A 3,739-nucleotide genomic window follows, 5' to 3' on the forward strand; every position below is an offset into this window, starting at 1 on the left:
CGTGATGGTGGAAGCCAAGCAGGCAGACTGGGCGAAAAAAGGCGCAGAAAAAATTGCCGCGGCCATTCAAGGTCAAAAGTAACAGTGTGTTTGATTTTGAATTGAACTAAATAAAAGGCCGTCTGTTGTTCAGACGGCCTTTGTGTTTCAGTTGAAAGCTTAGTTGCTCAAGACATCAACGCCTTTAGGAGGTGTGAATTTGAACATACCGCTGGAAAGGTTAGGCTTGGTGTTCAAACCGCTGAAGCTGATGCTGGTTTGGTTGCCGAAGCTGTCTTTCAGCTGCATGGCGGCGAGGTTGTCGCCTTTGAAGCCGATGCGGATGTATTGGTAGCCGGCGTTGTTTTTCTTAGGCGTAGCCAAAACGTAGTCGATACCGTTAGCAGAACCGTCTTCTTTTAGCGTGTAGCTGCTGTCCAATGCCGTTTTGTTGGAGAGGATGGCGGCAGGGCTGTCGCCGATGGTTTGGTCTTGTGAGGACTTGGTTACTTGCGCCAAATCTACGTCATAGAGCCAAATGGTTTTGCCGTCGCCAACGATGGTTTGTTTATAGGGTTTGGTGTATTCCCATTTGAACAAGCCAGGGCGCAGGATTTTGAATGTACCGTATGTAGTTTGGGTTTTCTTTTTGCTGTGAACGGTTTGGCTGAAGTTGCCACTGATACCGTCGGCGTCATTATTGAATTTTTTCAGGGCGTCCACTGCGCCGGCTTGTGCAAAGCCGATGGCTGAAGAAAGCAGCGCGGCAGCGGTCAGGGTGAACAGTCGGGTAGTTTTCATGTTTTGGTTCCTTGTTCGGAGAGATGGGTTCAGTATAGACGTTATGGTGTAACAGGCAAGGGGCTGAATGGCGGGTTTAATTTGTGTAAATATGAAGAATCCAATCAAGTGACTGAAATAATTTCATTTCTTCAGACGGCCTGTATTTGGTTTTGACGTTTTTTTAATGAAACGCATAAGGGCTTGGTGTGGTATTTAATGTCATTTTACGGAAAGCTTGAAATTATAGTCTTTCTGTTTGCTTTTTAAAACGGTTATAATATTTATCTTTTGAAAACAATGGTTTTGTATGTATCTGAATCCTTATCCTTTATTGGAACAGGCTTTGCTGTCGGACAATCCGGGTGAAAAGGGAAGATTGACGCAGGCCTTGTTTGCGCAGTTGGGCGAGGCGGAAGGTTTGACGGCTGAAGCGTCGAAACCCGTGGATTGCCGTTTTGCCGGTCATCCATTCCGTCCGCGTTTGGTTGCGCCTTCGGAGGTTACGCCGCGCAAGATGAATACGGTCGAAGGCTATGCGGCCATGCTGCATGCGATTGCGCACATTGAATTTAATGCGATTAATCTGGCTTTGGATGCGGCGTATCGTTTTCGCAATATGCCGTTTCAGTTTGTACGCGATTGGGTAAGGGTGGCGAAAGAAGAAGTGTTTCACTTCGGCTTAATGCGTGGCCGTCTGAACAGCTTGGGCTACGATTACGGCGATTTTGAAGCGCACGGGCATTTGTGGGATATGGCATATAAAACTGCTTACGATCCTTTGTTGCGCATGGCTTTGGTGCCGCGGGTGTTGGAAGCGCGCGGTTTGGATGTCACGCCGGGTATTCGTGCAAAAGTGGCACAGCGTGGCGATGTGGAAACCTGCGATGTGCTGGATATTATTTATCGCGATGAAGTGGGGCATGTCGCCATCGGCAATCATTGGTATCAGCATCTTTGCCGTGAGCGCGGTTTGGAACCGGTCGCCCTGTTCCGCAGTCTGATTGCGCGTTACGATATGTTTATATTCCGAGGCTACGTTAATATCGAAGCACGGGAACGTGCAGGATTCAGCCGTTTCGAGCTGGATATGTTGGAAGATTTTGAGAAAAGTTTGAAACAGGATAAAAAGGCCGTCTGAAACGGTAAAATCATCATGGCACATCATCACGATCATTCGCACGCGCACACGCATACCGCCAATAAGCAGGTATTGCGCATTTCATTTTTCGTCGTTGCCGGATTTATGCTGGTTGAAGCGGTCGGCGGCTGGCTGACCAACTCTTTGGCCCTGCTTTCTGATGCGGGGCATATGTTCAGCGATGCGTTTTCGCTGGGCGTGGCATTGTGGGCATTCAAACTTGGCGAGAAACAGACCACGCTGCAAAAGACATTCGGTTACAAGCGTTTTGAAATTTTGACGGCGATGTTTAACGGATTGTCGCTGGTGTTGATTGCGGCGATGATTTTTTATGAAGCAGTCAAACGATTATTTTATCCGCCGGAAATTTTGACGGGCGGCATGTTGGTGGTCAGTATCATCGGATTGCTGGTCAACATCGGCGTCGCCGTTTATATGTTGAAGAATAGTGATACCGAAGAAAACGTCAATATGCGCGGCGCGTATCTGCATGTAATCAGCGATTTGTTCGGCTCGATAGGGGCGATTGTCGCAGCGGTACTGATGATGGCGTATGGCTGGCAATGGGCGGATACGGTTGCTAGCGTATTGGTGGCGGCTTTGGTAGGGCGCAGCGGCTGGAAGCTGTTTAAACAGACTTTGCACATTTTGATGGAAGGAGCGCCGGAAAACATCCATACCGATGAGTTGCTCAGCGTTATCCGCAATACGGAAGGCGTAAAATCCGTTCACGACTTGCATGTTTGGACGATTACCAGCAATATCCACGTTTTGTCCTGCCATATTGTCGTAGATGGCAACATGACGGTTGCAGAGTCCGAACAAATCGCCTACCGCATCGGACATGAATTGGCGCATCACAACATCGGGCATTGTACGATTCAGATTGAAAGCGAACAGCATCCGCATAAAGATGAAGTTTTGTGTTCGCAGGAAGTTCACGAACACCATCACCATTAACCATATTCAGGCCGTCTGAAACTTGTTGGATTGTTCAGACGGCCTTCTAAAATCATCAAAGGAACACTTATGACCCAAGCCGTATTATTCGACCTTGACGGCACGCTTGCCGATACCGCACTTGATTTGGGTGGCGCGCTCAACACGGTATTGCGCCGACACGGTTTGCCTGAAAAAAGCATGGATGAAATCCGTCCGCAGGCCAGCCACGGTGCGAGCGGTTTGCTCAAACTTGGTGCAGGCATTACGCCCGACCATCCGGACTATATGCAATGGCGCAAAGAGTTTTTGGAAGAATACAGCCGCTGCTATGCCGATCAAACCATCTTGTTCGACGGCGTAAACGAAATGCTAGAAGCCTTAGTTCAACGCGGTATCCAATGGGGCGTTATCACTAACAAGCCCATGCGCTTTACCGATGTCCTCGTGCCTAAGCTCGGGTTTACCGTGCCTCCTGCCGTCATTGTCAGCGGCGATACTTGCGATGAACCTAAGCCCAGCGTGAAGCCCATGTTTTATGCGTGCGAACAGATGGGTGTCGAAGCGCGGCGATGTTTTTATGTCGGCGATGCCGAGCGCGATATGCAGGCAGGCAAGAATGCCGGGATGACAACCGTGCTTGCCGATTGGGGCTATATTTCTGCCGAAGACCAAACCGAAAACTGGCTTGCCGATTTCCGTATTGCCACGCCTTTGGATTTGTTGGCAATCTTGCGTTAAAACCCTGTAATAATCCGTTTTCAGACGGCCCGAAACGGCGTAAAATTACATAAATTTGTATTTTTTCAACCGTTTTACTACTTGTAAAGAGAAAAATCATGTTCTTCAAGCATATCGAAGCTGCTCCTGCTGATCCGATTTTAGGTTTGGGCGAAGCGT

At 48.7% G+C, this 3,739-nt stretch carries 4 protein-coding genes and 1 pseudogene; 4 read left to right on the top strand and 1 reads right to left on the bottom strand.

What is annotated here, in order from left to right; all coding sequences use genetic code 11:
- Positions 1-159: 159 nt before the first annotated feature.
- Positions 160-780, bottom strand: a complete 621-nt coding sequence (gene lolA / locus ACTHUE_RS12930) for an outer membrane lipoprotein chaperone LolA (RefSeq protein ID WP_036493771.1) — start codon at positions 778-780, stop codon at positions 160-162.
- A gap of 289 nt (positions 781-1,069) precedes the next feature.
- Here lolA and ACTHUE_RS12935 point away from each other — a divergent pair, with 289 nt between their 5' ends.
- From ACTHUE_RS12935 to ACTHUE_RS12950, 4 genes and pseudogenes are all read left to right on the top strand, one after another.
- Positions 1,070-1,900, top strand: coding sequence for a ferritin-like domain-containing protein (locus ACTHUE_RS12935; RefSeq protein ID WP_440423657.1), 831 nt, complete (start codon positions 1,070-1,072; stop codon positions 1,898-1,900).
- A gap of 15 nt (positions 1,901-1,915) precedes the next feature.
- On the top strand, positions 1,916-2,860 hold the full coding sequence (locus ACTHUE_RS12940; protein ID WP_107792004.1) for a cation diffusion facilitator family transporter: 945 nt from the start codon (positions 1,916-1,918) through the stop codon (positions 2,858-2,860).
- Positions 2,861-2,929: 69 nt separating this feature from the next.
- Positions 2,930-3,580, top strand: a complete 651-nt coding sequence (locus tag ACTHUE_RS12945) for an HAD family hydrolase (RefSeq protein ID WP_070813761.1) — start codon at positions 2,930-2,932, stop codon at positions 3,578-3,580.
- Positions 3,581-3,678: 98 nt separating this feature from the next.
- A pseudogene (locus ACTHUE_RS12950) lies at positions 3,679-3,739 on the top strand (aminotransferase class I/II-fold pyridoxal phosphate-dependent enzyme); the annotation flags it as partial.

The sequence above is a fragment of the Neisseria sp. P0021.S005 genome, assembly GCF_051956955.1.

What these genes read in the sequence shown, in the direction of transcription:
- lolA (WP_036493771.1), bottom strand. Translation starts at nt 780, where the DNA reads ATGAAAACTACCCGACTGTTCACCCTGACCGCTGCCGCGCTGCTTTCT.
- ACTHUE_RS12935 (WP_440423657.1), top strand. Translation starts at nt 1,070, where the DNA reads ATGTATCTGAATCCTTATCCTTTATTGGAACAGGCTTTGCTGTCGGAC.
- ACTHUE_RS12940 (WP_107792004.1), top strand. Translation starts at nt 1,916, where the DNA reads ATGGCACATCATCACGATCATTCGCACGCGCACACGCATACCGCCAAT.
- ACTHUE_RS12945 (WP_070813761.1), top strand. Translation starts at nt 2,930, where the DNA reads ATGACCCAAGCCGTATTATTCGACCTTGACGGCACGCTTGCCGATACC.